This window comes from Noviluteimonas caseinilytica, assembly GCF_018406605.1.
Classification (GTDB): domain Bacteria; phylum Pseudomonadota; class Gammaproteobacteria; order Xanthomonadales; family Xanthomonadaceae; genus Noviluteimonas; species Noviluteimonas caseinilytica.
The window spans coordinates 1,696,381-1,710,858 of the sequence record NZ_AP024545.1 but is presented as its reverse complement, the minus strand read 5'-3'; the positions used below and the strand labels follow the sequence as shown (position 1 = coordinate 1,710,858).

Sequence of the window (14,478 nt, the reverse complement as noted above, 5' to 3'; positions counted from 1 at the left end):
GGTTGTGAAGACTGGTGGCAGGCAAAAAGCGCTGTCGGATGGTAGCCAGAGCCGCGCCCCGCCTCGCGCCCGCCCCGGTGGTGACCGTGCCCGCTACCAAAAGTAGACAGGATGCGGCCATTATCATTCACGGGGTGACTATTGTTGGCTTCTTCGCTATCCCCACGACTGTTCCCGGGTTTAACGTGCCGATAACGCCTTCACAGCCGCTGAAACTTCCTTCCACCGTTACATCGCACAGAGTTGTCGACCCACCCAATGACGTCCCAACAACGCATCCGCCTGGCTCGCCGCCATGCCGCCATGTCCCAGACGCAGCTTGCGCAGGCCGTGGGCGTGCAACGCAGCGCGGTGAGCCATTGGGAAGCGCCGCAAGGCAAGAACCCGAGCGTCAAGCACCTGCGCGAAATCGCGATGGTGACCGGCGTGCAGTTCGAATGGCTCGCCACCGGACGCGGGCAGATGGCGCCATCGCGGGACACGGTGCTGGATTCGGTGTCGGCGGTGGACGCGCTGCTGGTCGACGATTCGCTCGAGCAGCGATTACTCATGGCCTTCCGCGAAGCGCCAGTGCGCGCGCGCCTCGCCCTGGTCGAGCTGATGGAAGAACTGGCGAGCCAGCGCACCGGCCGCCCGCGTACGCGTTCGCTGATGACCAGCGACGCGTATTACGAAACGCTGGACTGACGACTGCGCAGACCGCTGCGTCCCGCGGGCCGCCGTGCCCGCGCGGTTACCCTATGCGGCCCCCATCCGTGGCCGCCCCGTGACCGCCCTGCTCTGCCTCAGCACCTGCCCCGATGCCGACACCGCGCAACGCATCGCCGATGCGCTGGTGGGCGAACGCCTGGCCGCCTGCGTCAACGTGTTGCCGGGGTTGCGTTCGACATATCGCTGGCAAGGCCGGGTCGAGCGCGCCGATGAAGTGCTGCTGCTGGTCAAGACCACGCGCGAACGATTGCCGGACCTGCAGGCCCGGCTAGTGGCGCTGCATCCCTACGAACTGCCCGAGCTGATCGCGGTCGAAGCCGCCGGCCTGCCGGCCTACCTCCAGTGGATCGCCGGGGAAGTGCAATGACGCAATACCTTCGAAACGCATTGCTCGCGTTGTGCGCCCTGGCGTTGTCGGGCGTGGCGCGCGATGCGCGGGCGATCGATGAAAAGGACCTGCTGCCCGTCGACCAGGCCTTCGCGCTGTCGGTGGACGCGCCCGCGCGCGACCGCATCGAGCTGACGTGGAAGATTGCGCCCGGCTATTACCTGTATCGCCAGCGCATCGGCGTGCAGGGCATCGATGGCGGAACGCTCGCGATGCCGAAGGGGCATCCGAAGCACGACGAGTTCTTCGGCGACGTGGAGATCTACCGCGATGCGCTGATCGCGACGTATGGCGGCACGATCGCGCCGGAGGCGCAAGGCGTCGAGCTGAAGGTGAAGTACCAGGGCTGCGCGGACGCGGGCATCTGCTATCCACCGCAGGTGCGCACGATCAAGGTCGCATTGCCTTCGGCGTCGGTCGAACCGTTGCTCGGCGCGCGCGCGCCGGCCTCCTCCGCGTTGTTCGGCGATGCGGGCGGCGCGCAGGTCGATGCCGCACCGCTTCCGCCCGAGCAGGCGTTCAAGGTGGAAGCGATCGCCGACGGCGGCAACGCGCTGCTGCTGCGCTTCACGCCGGCGCGCGGGTATTACCTCTATCGCGACAAGACCACGCTGAAGCTCGATGGCCAGGGCCTGTCGCTCGGCGCGCCGCGCTGGCCGCAGGGCACGCAGCATCGCGACGAACATTTCGGCGACGTGGTCGTGTACTTCGACCAGGTGGAAGTGCCGGTGGCCGTGCAGCGCACGCACGTGAATGCCGTGGACGGCACGTTGCGCGTGTCGTTCCAGGGCTGCCAGACCGGAGGCATCTGCTATCCGGTGATGACGCGTTCGATCCAGGTGTCGCTGCCCGCTGGCACCGTGTCGGGTGCGACCGCTGCAACGCCTGCCGACAACCTCGCCGCCGACCAGCGCCTCGCGCGCGACCTGGGCGGCAAGCAGCGCGCGTGGACGTTGCTGCTGTTCTTCGCCTACGGGCTCGGCCTCGCGTTCACGCCCTGCGTGTTGCCGATGGTGCCGATCCTGTCGGGCCTCATCGCCGGCCGCGGCGAACGCATCGGTGCGACGCGCGCGTTCTCGCTGTCGCTGGTGTACGTACTTGCGAGCGCGGTGGTGTTCACGATTGCCGGCGTGCTCGCGGGATTGCTCGGCGCGGCGGCCAACCTGCAGGCGTGGATGCAGAACGCGTGGGTGCTCGGCGCCTTCGCGGCCTTGTTCGTGATCCTGTCGTTGTCGATGTTCGGTTTGTACGAACTGCAATTGCCCGCGGGATTGCGCGCGCGCCTGGGCGCGGTGAGCGATCGCCAGCGCGGTGGCTCGTGGGTGGGGGTGGCGGCGATGGGCGCGTTGTCGGCGCTGATCGTCGGGCCGTGCGTCGCGCCGCCGTTGATGGGCGCAGTGCTCTACATCGCGCAGGCGCGCGATCCGGTGCTCGGTGGCGCGGCATTGTTCCTGCTGGCGCTGGGCATGGGCGCGCCGTTGATCGCGTTCGGCATGGCCGCGGGCCGCGGGATGCCGACGAGCGGGCCGTGGATGATCGCGGTGCAACGCGTGTTCGGTTTCGTGTTCCTCGGGCTTGCGATCTGGATGCTGTCGCGCGTGTTGCCGGGGGCGGCGACGCTCGCGTTGTGGGGATTGCTGGCGCTCGGGGCGGCGGCGTGGGTGTTTTCGCAGGGCACGACATCGCGTGCACGGCTGGCGGCGCGCTTCGCGGCGCTCGTGCTCGGCGTCGTCGGTGCGGCGGAATTGCTTGGTGCATTCGCCGGCGGACACGATCCGCTGCAACCCCTTGCCGGCGTCACGGGCGCGCGGTCGGAAGCGATCGCGTTCAAGCGCATCAAGTCGGTCGAGGACCTGGATCGCGAGATCGCCGCCGCGCGCAGCGCGAACAAGCCGGTGATGCTCGACTTCTATGCGGACTGGTGCGTGAGCTGCAAGGAGATGGAGAAGTACGTCTTCACCCGGCCGGACGTGCATGCCGCGCTGTCCGATTACGTGTTGCTGCAGGCCGACGTCACCGCCAACGACGCGACCGACCAGGCGCTGATGCAGCGCTTCGGGATCATCGGCCCGCCGATGTCGCTGTTCTTCAAGGACGGGCAGGAACGTCGCGGCCTGCGCCTGACGGGCTTCGAAGACGCGGCAAAGTTCGTGCAACGCGCGCATCGCGGAGCGGAGTGATGGGATCGGGCACGAAAGTGGTGCTGGTTGCGTTGGTGGCTGGTGCGCTCGGGGTCGTTGCGGCCCTGCTGACGACGGGCCCCGGCCCGCTGCTGCGGACCGAACTGGGCCAGCGCGTGCTGGGCGAAGCGATGGACGCCAGCGCGCCCCCGGTGCCGGCCGGCGTAGCGGTGGCGCGCCGCGGGGAGAAACTCCCGGCGATCACGTTGCCGGACCTGGCGGGCCAGCGCATCGAACTTCCCGAGAAGTACGCCGGCCGCCCCGTCCTCATCAACCTCTGGGCCAGCTGGTGCGGGCCCTGCGTCACCGAGATGCCCGCGCTGCAGGCCTTCGCCACCGAACAGGGTGCCAACGGCGTGCAAGTCGTCGGCATCGCTCTGGATGACGTCGAGGCCGTGCGCGCCTTCGTGGCGAAAACGGGCGTGGACTATCCAATCCTGATCGAAACCCCCGGCCCGGCCGATGCGGGCGTCCGCCTGGGCAATCCGAAGGGCGTGCTGCCCTATTCGATCCTGGTCTCCGCCGACGGGCGGCTGCTGAAACAACGCATCGGCCCGTTCGAACACGGGGAAATCGCAGGCTGGGCAAGGGATTAGAGGCGCAACTCCAACCTCTGCATAAGTCCCGAGAACTTCCGCGATCGTGATGTGATCGTCTGGACACCCCGGAGCGCTTGGGCCAGACTGCGCGTCCTTAGGTCCCCCGACGCGCGCGATGGCGAAGCTGCTGGTCCTGCATGGCCCGAACCTCAACCTGCTCGGTACGCGCGAGCCGGAGGTCTATGGCCGCACGACCCTCGCCGAGATCGACGCCGAACTCGGGCGCCGCGCCCGCGAGGCCGGCCACGACCTGACCTCCCTGCAATCCAACGCCGAAGCCGCGCTGATCGACCGCGTGCAGGCCGCGCGCACCGATGGCACCGACTTCCTCCTGGTGAACCCCGCGGGCTTCACCCACACCTCGGTCGCGCTGCGCGATGCGCTGGCCGCGGTCGCGTTGCCCTTCATCGAAGTGCACCTGTCCAACCCGCATGCGCGGGAACCGTTCCGCCGCACCAGTTATTTCAGCGACCTCGCCGTCGGCGTGGTCGCGGGCTTCGGCGCCGCGAGCTATTCGCTCGCGCTCGACGCCGCCCTCCAGCGCCTCGGCGCCTGATCCCACCCATTCCGTTCCCACCGCCTCCGTTGCCGGAGGCTCCGACCAGAGGCCCGCCATGGACCTGCGCAAAATCAAGAAGCTGATCGATCTGCTGGAAGAGTCGAACCTCGCCGAGATCGAAATCAAGGAAGGCGAGGAATCCGTTCGCCTGGCCCGCGTGCCGCGCGGCGCGATGCAGGTCCAGCAGATGGCCCCGATGCAGGTCGAACAACGCCCGTCGCCGGTCATGCCCATGGCGGGCCCGACCGACGCCGCCAGCGGCGGCCAGCCCAAGCCGATGTCCGACCTGCCGGAAGGCCACATCGTCCGCGCACCGATGGTCGGGACGTTCTATGCCTCGCCCTCGCCGGACAAGCCGGCGTTCGTCAGCGTCGGCCAGGCGGTGAAGGCCGGCGAGACGCTGGGCATCATCGAGGCGATGAAGATGTTCAATCCGATCGAAGCCGACGTGTCCGGCACCGTGCTCAAGGTGCTGTGCGAGAGCGGCCAGCCGATCGAATTCGACGAACCCTTGTTCGTGATCGGCTGAGGCGGCGCAGATGCTCGATAAAGTCGTCATCGCCAATCGCGGGGAAATCGCGCTGCGCATCCTGCGCGCGTGCCACGCGCTCGGCATCCGCACGGTCGCGGTGCATTCCACCGTCGACCGCAACCTCAAGCACGTCGCCATGGCCGACGAATCGGTGTGCATCGGCCCCGCGCCGTCCACCGACAGTTACTTGAACATGGCCTCGATCATCGCCGCGGCCGAAGTCACCGACGCGCAGGCGATCCACCCGGGCTACGGCTTCCTCAGCGAGAACGCGGACTTCGCCGAACGCGTGGAGCAATCCGGCTTCATCTTCATCGGCCCGAAGGCCGACACGATCCGCCTGATGGGCGACAAGGTCGAAGCGATCCGCGCGATGAAGGCCGCCGGCGTGCCGTGCGTGCCCGGCAGCGGTGGACCGCTCGGCGACGACGCGGCCACCAACGTCAAGATCGCGCGCGAGATCGGCTATCCGGTGATCGTGAAGGCCGCCGGTGGCGGCGGCGGTCGCGGCATGCGCGTGGTGCACACCGAAGCGCACCTGCATAACGCCATCCAGACCACGAAGACCGAGGCGAAGGCCGCGTTCTCCAACGACATGGTCTACATGGAGAAATTCCTGGAGAACCCGCGCCACGTGGAGATCCAGGTGCTGGCCGACGGCCAGGGCAACGCGATCCACCTCGGCGAGCGCGATTGCTCCATGCAGCGCCGCCACCAGAAGGTCGTGGAAGAAGCGCCGGCCCCGGGCATCACGCCGGAGCAGCGCGCGGAGATCGGCAAGGTGTGCGTCGAAGCGTGCATCCGCATCGGCTATCGCGGCGCGGGCACGTTCGAGTTCCTGTACGAAAACGGGCGGTTCTATTTCATCGAAATGAACACCCGCATCCAGGTGGAGCATCCGGTCACCGAGATGGTCACCGGCATCGACCTGGTGCGCGAGCAGTTGATGATCGCCGCCGGCCACAAGCTGTCGCTCAAGCAGAGCGACATCGTGCTGGAAGGCCATGCGATCGAGTGCCGCATCAACGCGGAAGACCCGGACACGTTCATGCCCTGCCCCGGCCTGATCCAGCATTTCCATGCACCGGGCGGCCCGGGCGTGCGCGTGGACAGCCACATCTACGAGAGCTATCGCGTCCCCGCCAACTACGACTCGATGATCGGCAAGTTGATCGTGCACGGCCCCGATCGCGCGACCGCGATCGCGCGCATGCGCGTGGCGCTGAGCGAAATGGTCGTGGACGGCATCAAGACGAACATCCCGTTGCAGCAGCGGATCCTCGCCGACGGCGGGTTCCAGCAGGGTGGGCAGAACATCCACTACCTGGAAAAGCGGCTCGCCGAACGCAAAGAGAAGTCGCTCTCGATCGTGTAATCCGCAGCGGAGGCGTCAATGTCGGAACCCACCGCCACACGCCTCCGCCGCGAAGCGAAAACCGAGCTCGACAAGACCGTCGTCGGCATCGAGCTCACACTGATCTCCATCATCCAGGGCCTCGCCCTGGCGATGCTGGCCACCGCGGCCGTGCAGCCGATGCTCAAGCTGCAATGGGAAACCTGGCCCTACATCTTCACCGGGCTGCTGGTGATCCTGATCTTCTGGTCGCGCTCGCTCATCCATACGTTGAGCTTCATCGGGTGGCCGCTCGAGTTCGGGCACACGTTCGGGTATTTCGGCGCCACGCTGATCGAAGCCGCGGCGCTGACCGAAGTCGCCGATCCGCAGGCGTGGTTCGCGCTCAACGCGTGCTACGCGCTGGCGGTGTGGGGCCTGTACGCGTGGGACCTGCGCGTGGTGCAACGCCAGGCGGGCGACTTCACCACCGACGAAGAGCGCTTGCTGCACGCCGACATCGTGCGCGACCAGCGCGAGAACATCTTCGTGCTGATGCCGCTGGCGGTCGCGTTCCAGGGCGTGTCGTGGTGGCTGGTGCGCCACTATCCCGGCGCGATGCTGGGCCAGCGCTGGCACCTGGTGCTGATCGGGCTCACAGTGCTCTTCAACCTCAACTACCTCCACCAGGGCGTGCGCGTGCTGCGGCGCCGCAGGGACTGGATCCTCGCGCGCCAGGCGCAGGAACGCACCGAAGCCTGAACGAAGTCCGACACCGGCGCCCGCGCGACGTGGCCGGTTGCCCGCGGAGCCCGCGTTCCTTGGACTGCACCCGCCGATCTGCGGGTGTTTTCGTTCCCGCTGATTTCGTCGAGGTCGTCATGTCGCACCGCCCGCTCTTCCGCGCCCAGACCCGCAACGTGGCCCGCTTCCGCAACGCCAAGCGTGCGGTGATCGCGGTGCTCGTCGTCGCAGCCCTGCTCGCGCTCGCGCTGCCCGTGGCCAGCCAGCAGGCGAAGTCGCCGAAGACGCAGCTGTGGATGGATGTGTCGACGCATTCGATGGCGGGCATGCCCGACATGAGCAGCGGCATGGGCGGCATGGCGATGCGCATGTTCGGCGGCGACGCCGCGCAGAACCATTACGGCAACACGCGCTTCGGCGGCATGCCGGGGCAGTACCTGGATGTCGCGCTGCTCAACCAGCTCAATCCCGGCGTCGAAGCCGAAGACCAGATTCCCGCCGGCCTGCAGCTCGGCAAGGTGTTGCCGCTCGTGCCGCCGAAAGCCATCGTGCCGAGCGAACCGAGCGGCAAGTACAAGCCCGGCATGGCCGACGGCAATGCGAAGGCGCGCATCCTCATCTACTGGGGCTGCGGCACCGCGATCCGCCCGGGCCAGCCGCGCGAGATCAAGTTCGAGATGAAGGACGGCAAGGTCACCGGCAACGCGTCGCAATGGGGCAGCGCGATGCAGGGCCGCTACGCGCCGGATCGCACCGTCAACGTCGATCCGAAGTTCGCGCTGTGGCCGAACGACAAGATGCACAAGCTCGTGCCGAAGGGTGCGTCGCTCGTCGGCAACCACAAGATCGCGGGCGCGAAGGTGCCCGAGTCGCTGCAGTTCGACCTGACGCAGAAGCAGGACTTCATGCCGCAGATCGCACTCAGCAGCACCGGTTCGCTGGAAACCGGGCAGACCTGGAACTGGCGTCCCGTCGATCGCGCCACCGGCTACTTCCTGCACGCGATGGGCATGCAGGGCGATGCGATGGTGTTCTGGAGCAGTTCGGAAGTGGCCGACGCGGGCATGGGCATCTTCGATTACCTGCCGCCCACCACCGTCGACAAGTGGATCAAGGAAAAAGTGTTGCTGGCGCCGAGCGTGAGCCAGTGCGCGATGCCGAAGGGCATCTTCGCGGCCACGGGTGGCCAGGCCGGCGGCGGCGTGATGCAGATGATCGCGTTCGGCCCCGAATCCAACATCACGTATCCGCCGAAGCCCGCCGACCCGAAGGCGGCGTGGAATCCGGAATGGAACGTCCGCGTGCGCAACAAGTCCACGACCACGGCGATGCTCGGGATGTCGGTGGATGCGGCGCAAGCCGATCAGCAGGCCGACCAGCCTGCCAAGCCGGAAGAAAGCAAGACCAAGCGCCTGCTGCGCGGCTTGCTCGGCCATTGAGGCGTGACGTGATCCGAAGCGCGCCGGTTTAAACTCCGGCGCATGCCTTACCTCGAACTCACGCTGCGCTGCCGCGAAGCGGACCAGCCGCGCTACGAAAATGCGCTCGAAGACGTCGGCGCGCTCGCCGTCACGTTGCTCGATGCGGACGTGGACACGCCCAACGAACACGCGATCCTCGAACCCGGCGTCGGCGAAACGCCGTTGTGGGGCGAGATCGCGTTGTCGGCGTTGTTCGCGCACGAAACCGACGCGCTGGTGCTGCTGGCCGCGCTCGAATCCTTCGACCCCGGCCTGGACTGGACGCAGGCGCACTTCCGCAACGTCGAAGACCAGGATTGGGAACGCGCGTGGATGGACCAGTACGTGCCGCTCTCGTTCGGCGCGCGCACGTGGATCGTGCCTTGGAATCGCGACCTGCCCGACGGCGCGGACGTGCACGATGCCGCGATCGTGCGGCTCGATCCCGGCCTGGCCTTCGGTTCCGGCACGCATCCGACCACGTCGTTGTGCCTGCAATGGCTCGATGCGCTCGCCGAAGCCGGTGAACTGCAGGGGCGCGCGGTGCTCGATTTCGGGTGCGGCTCCGGGATCCTCGCGCTCGCCGCGCTGAAGCTCGGTGCGCAGCGCGCGGTGGGCGTGGACAACGATCCGCAGGCGCTGCTGGCCACGCACGACAACGCGGAGCGCAACGGCGTAGGGGAGCGGCTGTCCGTGTTCCTGCCGGCGGACGAACCCGTCTCGCAATACCCGATCGTCGTCGCCAACATCCTCGCGTCCGCGCTCGATGCGCTGGCCGACACGCTGGCCGCGCGCGTCGCGCCCGGCGGCCGGATCGCGCTGTCGGGCATCCTCGCGGGGCAGGAAGACGCGCTGCTGGATCGCTACGGCACATGGTTCGACGCCCTGGCCGTGCAGCAGGAAGGTGACTGGATTCGCATCGACGGCGTGCGCAGCGCCTGATTGCCGGACCGCGGCGGCGTGGTTGAATAGCCGCCATGTTCGTCCTGTGTCCCCATTGCCAGTTCCTGGTCGCCCTGGACCCGCGCACCGGCGCGCCGCCCGCGGCGTGCCCGAAATGTGGCGGCGCGATGGGCGATGTCGCGGAGGAAGCGGCCGCGCCCCCGGGACCGGATGCAAGCCCGGCGCCCGCACCTGATCCGGCGCCGGTCGAGGCAACGCCGCAGGACATCGCGGCGCCGCAGGAAGCCGCGCAGGAGGCACTGGCTGCGACGGACAGCGAATCCTTCAGCGCCGACGCGATGATCGCGGCGATGTCCGCGAAACCCGATCGTCGCCCGCGCGCGAAACCGCGCAGCGACGCCGAGCCCGCGAAGCCGCGTCGCACGACGCGCAAGTCGACGACGGACACCCCGGCACCGGAAGCGCCCGCACCGGCGCCGCCCGTGCGCAAGCCGCAAAGGCCGGGATTGGTCGAATGGATGCGTGGTGCGGTGGGCGGACTGCGGTCGAAGCCGGCCGTGCCCAAACCCGTCGAAGCCACGCCGCCGTCCCCCGCAGCGGAAACGCCGCCGGCGCCCACGCGCACGAAGGCATCGGTGAAACCCATCCCGTCATTGCGGGCACGCGCGAAGGCGAAGGCCGACGCGGAGGTCGCCGCCGCAGCGGTCGAGAGCGAAGCGCCGGCGCCCGCGTCGCCGCCGGTGGAGGCGCCGGCGGTCGAAACGCCCGTCGCCCTGGCGCCGAGCGAAGTCGCCCCGCTCGAAACACCGCACCTCGAACTCGTGCCGATGGACCTGGCGCCGGCGGAAGTCGACATCGTGGAAGACGCACCGATCGAGGACGTCGTCGCCGACGTTGCCACGATCGAACGGGAGATCGACGAAGCACCGCCGGTCGAGGCGATCGAAACTGCACCAGTCGAGGTTGCGCGGATCGAAGCTGCGCCAATCGAAGCTGCAGCGATCGAATCTGCACCGAACGAAGCTGCGCCGATCAAGGCTGCGCCAATCGAACCTGCTCCGATCCAATTCGCAGGAATCGAACCTGCACCCATCTCCCCCGAACGCCCCGACGTTTCCCACCGCGTCGACGCACCCGTTGCACCGAAACCCGCAAAAGCCCCCACGACCGCCGTGCCGCGCCGCCGTTCCGCTGCGCAGGCTCCCAGTTTCCTGCGCGATGAAGCCCGCGCCGCGCACACCGCGCTTCCGGCCAGCTGGCCGCGCATCGCGATCCTCGCCGCGCTCGCGCTGCTGCTCGCATTGCAACTGCTGCTGGCACAACGCGACGTGCTCGCGCGCGATGCGCGCTGGCGTCCCACCGTCGACCTTGCGTGTCGCGCTTTGCGTTGCACGTTGCCGCCGTGGCGCGATCCTGCTGCGTTCACGATGCTCGCGCGCGACGTGCGCCCGCATCCCATCGCGCCGGGCACGCTGCAGATCGCTGCGAGTTTCCGCAACGATGCGCGCTGGGCGCAGGCATGGCCGCGCCTGGTGCTGACGTTGTCCGACGTGGACGGGCGCGTGGTGGGCGCGCGGGCATTCACCGCGCGCGAATACCTGGGCGCGCCGCCTACGCAAAACACCCTCGCCCCCGGCCAGACCGCGGCCATTTCCCTGTCGGTGGTCGAGCCCGCGCCCGGCGTGGTGTCATTCGGTTTCGAATTCCGCTGAGCGGCGCATTGCAAGCCGTGCACGGCGGGGATCGGCGCGCTAGACTCGCCGTCCCGTCCGCCAGGGCGGTGCGCCACACGTGCCAGGGGATGCTGTTCTGAACGCCGCCGCCGATCGACAAGACAGCCCCCGTACCGGCCAGCGTCCGCCGTTGCGCGACCACGTCGCGAATTCGGTGCGTCGCTACCTGCGCGACCTCGACGGTTGCGAAACGCAGGAGCTGTACAACATCGCGCTGCGCGAACTCGAGATCCCGCTGTTCGCCGAAGTGCTGAAGTATTGCGACGGCAACCAGAGCCGCGCCGCCACGATGCTCGGTATCCATCGCGCCACGCTGCGCAAGAAGCTGCGGGACTACGGGCTCGGTTGATCCCTGCCCGGCGGCACCGCGCCACCGGCCGGTTCCGTCCGCCCCGCTATAATTCGCGGCCTCCCCCCGCTGCGATGCCCGCATGACCGCCGACCGACTGCCCGTGCGCCGGGCCTTGCTGTCCGTTTCCGACAAGACCGGCCTCGTGGATTTCGCGCGCGCGCTGTCGGCGCTGGGCGTCGAGCTGGTGTCCACCGGCGGCACCGCCAAAGCCTTGCGCGACGCGGGTTTGCCGGCGAAGGACGTCAGCGACCTCACGGGTTTCCCCGAAATGATGGACGGCCGCGTCAAGACGCTGCATCCGATGGTGCACGGCGGCCTGCTGGGCCGCAGCGGCACGGATGACGCAGTGATGGCGCAGCACGGCATCGGCGCGATCGACCTGCTGGTGCTCAACCTGTATCCGTTCGAGAAGGTGTCCGCCGATCCTGCGAGCACGATGGACGAGATCGTCGAGAACATCGACATCGGCGGTCCGGCCATGCTGCGGTCGGCGGCGAAGAATTTCGCGCGCGTCGCGGTGGCCACCGATCCGGCGCAGTACGCCGCGCTGCTCGACGAATTGCAGGGCAACGCCGGCACGCTGTCGGCGCGCACGCGCTTCGCGTTGTCGGTGGCGGCGTTCAATCGCGTCGCGCAGTACGACGCGTGCATCAGCGATTACCTGTCGTCCATCGGCGACGACGGCGCGCGTGGCTTGTTCCCCGCGCAGCAGAACAGCAACTTCGTGAAGGTGATGGACCTGCGCTACGGCGAGAACCCGCACCAGCACGGCGCGTTCTACCGCGATCTGTACCCGGTGCCCGGCACGCTCGCCACGTTCACGCAGCTGCAGGGCAAGGAACTGTCGTTCAACAACCTCGCCGACGCCGATGCGGCGTGGGAATGCGTGCGCCAGTTCGAAGGCACCGCGTGCGTGATCGTCAAGCACGCCAATCCCTGCGGCGTAGCCGAGGCCGCGGACAACGCGGCGGCCTACGAAGCGGCGTATTCGACGGATCCGACGTCGGCCTTCGGCGGCATCATCGCGTTCAACCGCACGCTGGATGCGGCCACGGCGAAGACGATCCTGGACCGGCAGTTCGTCGAAGTGCTGATCGCGCCGGACTACGAGTCCGGTGCGCTCGATTACGCGAAGAAGAAGGCCAACGTGCGCGTGCTGCGCATCCCGCACGGCGAAGGCCGCAACAATTTCGACGTCAAGCGCGTGGGCTCGGGCCTGCTGATGCAGACGAGCGACATCCGCGAAGTGACGCGCGACGAACTCAAGGTGGTCACGCAGCGCGCGCCGACGCCGGCCGAACTCGCCGACATGCTGTTCGCCTGGCGCGTGGCGAAGTACGTGAAGTCCAACGCCATCGTCTATGCGCGCGACGGCCGCACCGTGGGCATCGGCGCGGGCCAGATGAGCCGCGTGGTGTCGGCGAAGATCGCGGCGCTGAAGGCCGAGGAAGCGGGCATCGCGGTGCCGGGCTCGGCGATGGCGAGCGATGCGTTCTTCCCGTTCCGCGACGGCATCGATGCCGCGGCGGCCGCGGGGATCCGCGCGGTGATCCAGCCGGGCGGTTCGATGCGCGACAACGAGACGATCGCGGCGGCCGACGAACACGGCATCGCGATGGTGTTCACCGGCATCCGCCATTTCCGCCACTGACGTTCGTTCCATTCGCAAGGAGTCGCGCATGAAGGTCCTGGTCCTCGGTTCCGGCGGTCGCGAACATGCGCTGGCCTGGAAGCTCGCGCAGTCCAAGCGCGTCGAGGCCGTCATCGTCGCCCCGGGCAACGCGGGCACGGCCAGCGAAACCAAGTGCCGCAACGCGGGCGTGAGCGCGACGGACATCGACGGCCTGCTCGCGCTGGTGGAGCGCGAAGGCATCGCGTTGACGGTGGTGGGGCCGGAGCAGCCGCTGGTCGCGGGCGTCGTGGATCGTTTTCGCGCCGCGGGGTTGCGCGTGTTCGGCCCCACGGCCGCGGCGGCGCAACTGGAAGGCAGCAAGGCGTTCGCGAAGGAATTCCTCGCGCGCCACGGGATCCCGACGGCGCACTACGCCGTGCACACGGACGTGGACGAAGCGCTCGCGTACGTGCGCGCGCAGGGCGCACCGATCGTCGTCAAGGCCGATGGCCTCGCCGCGGGCAAGGGCGTGATCGTGGCGATGACGCTGCCCGAGGCCGAAGCCGCGATCACCGACATGCTCGCCGGCAACGCGTTCGGCGCGGCGGGCGCGCGCGTGGTGATCGAGGAGTTCCTCGACGGCGAAGAGGCGAGCTTCATCTCGATGGTCGACGGCACGCATGCGCTGCCGATGGCGACGTCGCAGGACCACAAGCGCGCGCACGACGGCGACACCGGGCCCAACACCGGCGGCATGGGTGCGTATTCGCCCGCGCCCGTCGTGACGCCAGAAGTGCATGCGCGCGTGATGCGCGAGGTGGTCGAGCCCACCGTGCGCGGCATGATCGCCGACGGCGTGCCGTTCACCGGCTTCCTCTACGCGGGGCTGATGATCGACAAGGCGGGCGCGCCGAAGGTGATCGAATTCAACGTGCGCTTCGGCGATCCGGAAACGCAGCCGGTGATGATGCGGTTGCGTTCCGACCTGGTGGTCCTGGTGGAAGCCGCGATCGACGGCACGCTGGACCGCGCGCACGTGGAGTGGGACCAGCGCCCGTCCCTCGGCGTGGTGATGGCGGCGGAGCACTACCCGGGCACGCCGACGCTGGGCGACATCATCGGCGGGTGGGATGTGCCCGATGTGCGCGGCACGAAGGTGTTCCATGCCGGCACGCGCGTGGAGGGCGACCACGTGGTCACCAGCGGCGGCCGCGTGTTGTGCGTGTGCGCGCTGGGCGAGACGGTGGAGGCGGCGCAGAAGCGCGCGTACGCAGAGATCGCGGGGATTTCGTGGCGCGGGGAGTTCCACCGCCACGACATCGGCTGGCGCGCGATCGAGCGCGAGCGCGAACACGCCGGCCCGGCGCGCTGA

The 14,478-nt window shown here is 68.5% G+C and carries 14 protein-coding genes and 1 pseudogene; all 15 read left to right on the top strand.

The features are described from left to right. The first annotated feature begins 258 nt into the window (after nt 1-258). The 15 genes and pseudogenes from LYSCAS_RS08380 (at nt 259) to purD (ending at nt 14,478) form a co-directional block, all read left to right on the top strand. Nucleotides 259-687 (top strand): helix-turn-helix domain-containing protein, encoded by a 429-nt coding sequence (locus LYSCAS_RS08380; protein ID WP_213433442.1) that lies wholly within the window; start codon nt 259-261, stop codon nt 685-687. A gap of 79 nt (nt 688-766) precedes the next feature. After that, nucleotides 767-1,078, top strand: coding sequence for a divalent-cation tolerance protein CutA (gene cutA / locus LYSCAS_RS08375; RefSeq protein WP_213433440.1), 312 nt, complete (start codon nt 767-769; stop codon nt 1,076-1,078). Beyond that, a complete protein-coding gene (dsbD, locus tag LYSCAS_RS08370) occupies nt 1,075-3,279 on the top strand; it encodes a protein-disulfide reductase DsbD (RefSeq protein WP_213433438.1) in 2,205 nt (734 codons plus the stop codon). Before cutA ends, dsbD begins: the two co-directional genes overlap by 4 nt. Then, nucleotides 3,279-3,875: a TlpA family protein disulfide reductase gene (locus LYSCAS_RS08365; protein ID WP_213433437.1), complete on the top strand. Its 597-nt coding sequence runs from the start codon at nt 3,279-3,281 to the stop codon at nt 3,873-3,875. The genes dsbD and LYSCAS_RS08365 overlap by 1 nt, the downstream gene beginning before the upstream one ends. A gap of 118 nt (nt 3,876-3,993) precedes the next feature. Continuing rightward, a complete protein-coding gene (aroQ, locus tag LYSCAS_RS08360) occupies nt 3,994-4,434 on the top strand; it encodes a type II 3-dehydroquinate dehydratase (protein WP_213433436.1) in 441 nt (146 codons plus the stop codon). 58 nt (nt 4,435-4,492) lie between these two features. Continuing rightward, nucleotides 4,493-4,966 (top strand): acetyl-CoA carboxylase biotin carboxyl carrier protein, encoded by a 474-nt coding sequence (gene accB / locus LYSCAS_RS08355; RefSeq protein WP_213433434.1) that lies wholly within the window; start codon nt 4,493-4,495, stop codon nt 4,964-4,966. Between the two features lie 10 nt (nt 4,967-4,976). Continuing rightward, entirely contained in the window at nt 4,977-6,344 is a 1,368-nt protein-coding gene (gene accC / locus LYSCAS_RS08350; protein WP_213433432.1) for an acetyl-CoA carboxylase biotin carboxylase subunit, read from the top strand. 18 nt (nt 6,345-6,362) lie between these two features. Next, nucleotides 6,363-7,064, top strand: a complete 702-nt coding sequence (locus tag LYSCAS_RS08345) for a hypothetical protein (protein WP_213433431.1) — start codon at nt 6,363-6,365, stop codon at nt 7,062-7,064. A gap of 119 nt (nt 7,065-7,183) precedes the next feature. After that, complete coding sequence (locus LYSCAS_RS08340; RefSeq protein WP_213433429.1) at nt 7,184-8,485, top strand: hypothetical protein; 1,302 nt, start codon at nt 7,184-7,186, stop codon at nt 8,483-8,485. Between the two features lie 42 nt (nt 8,486-8,527). Continuing rightward, complete coding sequence (gene prmA, locus LYSCAS_RS08335; protein ID WP_213433427.1) at nt 8,528-9,448, top strand: 50S ribosomal protein L11 methyltransferase; 921 nt, start codon at nt 8,528-8,530, stop codon at nt 9,446-9,448. Between the two features lie 855 nt (nt 9,449-10,303). Then, a pseudogene (locus LYSCAS_RS16150) lies at nt 10,304-10,408 on the top strand (hypothetical protein); the annotation flags it as partial. A gap of 173 nt (nt 10,409-10,581) precedes the next feature. Beyond that, entirely contained in the window at nt 10,582-11,121 is a 540-nt protein-coding gene (locus LYSCAS_RS16145; RefSeq protein ID WP_407075180.1) for a DUF3426 domain-containing protein, read from the top strand. A gap of 97 nt (nt 11,122-11,218) precedes the next feature. Then, entirely contained in the window at nt 11,219-11,491 is a 273-nt protein-coding gene (gene fis / locus LYSCAS_RS08325; RefSeq protein ID WP_213437722.1) for a DNA-binding transcriptional regulator Fis, read from the top strand. Nucleotides 11,492-11,573: 82 nt separating this feature from the next. Continuing rightward, a complete protein-coding gene (gene purH / locus LYSCAS_RS08320; RefSeq protein ID WP_213433424.1) occupies nt 11,574-13,145 on the top strand; it encodes a bifunctional phosphoribosylaminoimidazolecarboxamide formyltransferase/IMP cyclohydrolase in 1,572 nt (523 codons plus the stop codon). A 28-nt stretch (nt 13,146-13,173) separates the two neighbouring features. Next, nucleotides 13,174-14,478 (top strand): phosphoribosylamine--glycine ligase, encoded by a 1,305-nt coding sequence (gene purD / locus LYSCAS_RS08315; protein WP_213433423.1) that lies wholly within the window; start codon nt 13,174-13,176, stop codon nt 14,476-14,478.

Excerpts from the sequence above, each read along its gene's own strand:
- LYSCAS_RS08380 (WP_213433442.1), top strand. The coding sequence starts at position 259 with ATGACGTCCCAACAACGCATCCGCCTGGCTCGCCGCCATGCCGCCATG.
- dsbD (WP_213433438.1), top strand. The coding sequence starts at position 1,075 with ATGACGCAATACCTTCGAAACGCATTGCTCGCGTTGTGCGCCCTGGCG.
- LYSCAS_RS08365 (WP_213433437.1), top strand. The coding sequence starts at position 3,279 with ATGGGATCGGGCACGAAAGTGGTGCTGGTTGCGTTGGTGGCTGGTGCG.
- aroQ (WP_213433436.1), top strand. The coding sequence starts at position 3,994 with ATGGCGAAGCTGCTGGTCCTGCATGGCCCGAACCTCAACCTGCTCGGT.
- accB (WP_213433434.1), top strand. The coding sequence starts at position 4,493 with ATGGACCTGCGCAAAATCAAGAAGCTGATCGATCTGCTGGAAGAGTCG.
- accC (WP_213433432.1), top strand. The coding sequence starts at position 4,977 with ATGCTCGATAAAGTCGTCATCGCCAATCGCGGGGAAATCGCGCTGCGC.
- LYSCAS_RS08345 (WP_213433431.1), top strand. The coding sequence starts at position 6,363 with ATGTCGGAACCCACCGCCACACGCCTCCGCCGCGAAGCGAAAACCGAG.
- LYSCAS_RS08340 (WP_213433429.1), top strand. The coding sequence starts at position 7,184 with ATGTCGCACCGCCCGCTCTTCCGCGCCCAGACCCGCAACGTGGCCCGC.
- prmA (WP_213433427.1), top strand. The coding sequence starts at position 8,528 with ATGCCTTACCTCGAACTCACGCTGCGCTGCCGCGAAGCGGACCAGCCG.
- purH (WP_213433424.1), top strand. The coding sequence starts at position 11,574 with ATGACCGCCGACCGACTGCCCGTGCGCCGGGCCTTGCTGTCCGTTTCC.
- purD (WP_213433423.1), top strand. The coding sequence starts at position 13,174 with ATGAAGGTCCTGGTCCTCGGTTCCGGCGGTCGCGAACATGCGCTGGCC.